At 56.1% G+C, this 2,420-nt stretch carries 4 protein-coding genes; 1 reads left to right on the forward strand and 3 read right to left on the reverse strand.

Annotated elements, in window-relative coordinates; all coding sequences use genetic code 11:
- The coding region (locus AC1DSG_RS30260; protein ID WP_477794153.1) for an NAD(P)/FAD-dependent oxidoreductase at positions 1-491 on the reverse strand (491 nt) is incomplete at its 3' end.
- Between the two features lie 50 nt (positions 492-541).
- Entirely contained in the window at positions 542-1,357 is an 816-nt protein-coding gene (locus AC1DSG_RS30265) for a helix-turn-helix domain-containing protein (protein WP_477794154.1), read from the reverse strand.
- A gap of 240 nt (positions 1,358-1,597) precedes the next feature.
- Between AC1DSG_RS30265 and AC1DSG_RS30270 the strand changes: the two genes are divergently transcribed.
- The gene (locus AC1DSG_RS30270; protein WP_477794155.1) at positions 1,598-1,873 is read left to right on the forward strand and encodes a DUF1652 domain-containing protein; all 276 of its coding nucleotides are present in this window, start codon (positions 1,598-1,600) and stop codon (positions 1,871-1,873) included.
- 55 nt (positions 1,874-1,928) lie between these two features.
- On the opposite strand, the gene AC1DSG_RS30275 is transcribed toward AC1DSG_RS30270, so the two are convergent.
- On the reverse strand, positions 1,929-2,420 hold a 492-nt coding region (locus AC1DSG_RS30275), incomplete at its 5' end, for a 3'-5' exonuclease (RefSeq protein WP_477794156.1).

Below are 2,420 nucleotides of genomic sequence, written 5' to 3' on the forward strand. Positions count from 1 at the left end.
GGGCTGAGCCAGCGGTAATCACTTTCGGTCAGGCCCTGGCGGTAGAGGTCATCCAGATAGTGACGCAGGCTGGCTTCCTGCTCGGGGTAGCGTGCGGCGCAGTAAAGCACCCCGCCTTTGCGGTAATCGCAGGCAATGCCTTCACGCTCCAGAACGACTTCTACTTCATCAGGAATGCTATGCAACAAGTCGAATGAGGCGCGGCGTTGCTCCAGGGACAACCCGGCGAGCAGGCGGTCTTCACCCAACAGGTTACCCATCAACCAGCCGCCATTACGGCCCGAGGCGCCAAAACCGGCGGTTTGCGCTTCAACAATGGCGATGTCCAGGCCCGGCGCCAGACGCTTGAGATAATACGCGGTCCAGAGTCCGGTATACCCCGCGCCAATGATTGCCACGTCGACGTCCAGATCGTGTTCCAGCGCCGGGCGTGCCGATAACGGCTCGTCGAGTTGATCCATCCATAAACTGATAGTGCGCCACGCCGACATGCAAGACTCCGCCACTTGAACTTCGATGGCGTCAATCCTAGTGCGTGGGCTCAGGGGCTGTCTTGCGCGCGGGCACGCAAGGAAATCTGTTTGGCGTACGCCTTGGGCGTCAGGCCGGTGTGCTGGCGAAAACAAGTGTAAAACGCCGACAACGAATTGAAGCCGGCGGCAAACGCCAGTTCATCGATGCGTACCGGCGGCATGGCAGTGTCCAGCGTGCCGAGCAAATGCTGCAGGCGCGCCTGGTTAACGTAGCGATAGAAACTCTGGCCCAACACTTGATTCAACAGGTAGGAAATCTGGTTGCGACTGTAACCACACTCCTTCGCCACCCGTTGCAGGTCGAGTTCGGGGTCCAGATAGGGTTGTTGACCCGAGAAATACTGCTGCAAGTCATCGGCCATGAAACTCAACTGACGCGGGGACAGACCGAGTCGACTGACGGCCGGACGCAATGTTTGGGTCGCTGTTCTGGACGACTGCTCGTGGACCAGCGTGGCGTATTCGTTGACCCGCCAGATCAATCCGTCACGGACTGTGATCGCCTCGCTGGTGCAAAAGGACGCCAGCCCCTCACCGCCACGCAAGGTCATCCGGTATTGAATAAATGCGGTGTTGCCGTCCAGGCGAATCCGGTCGGAATGCTCCAGCGCTTCATCCAGATTGCGAGGCATGCTCACGCGCACGTACTCGCGCAATTCGTCGAGCCCCATCACCCGGTTCTGGAAAAAATCGTGGTACTGGATGTCCGGGTGATAAAGCGCCATGACGCCGTCCAGGTCGCGGTGTTTCCAGCACAAGTGGTAACGCATGACCGTCTCGCCCGTGGCCCGGGTTTGCTGCGGCCCATCATCATCGGCGTGCATAAAGGTCTCGACGCGAAAACGCCGAGCTTGCCGAAATTCTGCACGGGGTTCAATGGCTGAAAAAATGGTCAGGTGACCGTCATCAAATAAACTCGACGAACCGCCCAACGGCCGAAAAAAATCACATGGCTTTCACATCCGGGTGCTACTTTTAAAGGCAGTCACCGGTTGAGCCATTGAAGGCTCTTCCCCTCCTAACATGAGCTAAAGGAAGCGCTCGATGAAGAAGGCGGGCTACATATGAATAAAGGGTCATTCAGCAAAGTTACGTTTCCAAACGCCTGCCAGCTGATGCGCTGGCATTTTCATCCCATGGGATTTGAGGCGAGCATGGACGCGCCGGGCAGCATGATTGCCCGGCTGTTTGATCGAGCGAGTGGCGAGACCATGATCGCCATTGCCGGTATTCCTTGCGCAACCGTCATGAACGCTGCGGATGTCGAGCGAATCATTGAAGCCGTCGAAGATGAACTTGAGGCATTCATTCCACCTGTGGCCCTCAAAAACTATGCCTGAAGGCCAAACAGACCATAAAAGCCCACGTCATGTGGGCTTTTTATTGGGTAACGACTCAGGCTCCCGCCAGTTTCTGATTGGCACGATGATCGGCAAAAAACGCTTTGCCGTTACCGATCCGGTCTGACGCCTTAGGCATGTTCGCAGCCGTGTCCTGCCCCTCGACATACCAGTAGCAATGACTCACTGCCCGGGTGATGCCGACGTAAGCCAGTCGCAGGATTTCGTCTTTTTGTGCGCTGTCATACGGCTCACTGTCACCGGCCTTGCCAAGTCCCGCCATACGGTAAACCTGGTTTTTGTAGGGGGAACTGGTCAGATGCTGACAATCACCCAGCAAAAACACCGCGTCGGCCTGTAAGCCTTTGGCGCTGTGATAGGTCAACTGTTTCAGCCGGCGGCTTTCATACGGCAAACTAGAATCAACATTAACAACAGACTGAATATGCTGCTCAATCAATAGCTTATCGCTGCTTTTTCGATATAGCATCAAGATTGAATCACCCTTCCGGTAATGCTCCATCAGGCGTTGGGCCATGCCTTGATC

The sequence above is a fragment of the Pseudomonas sp. P5_A12 genome (genome assembly GCF_056400685.1).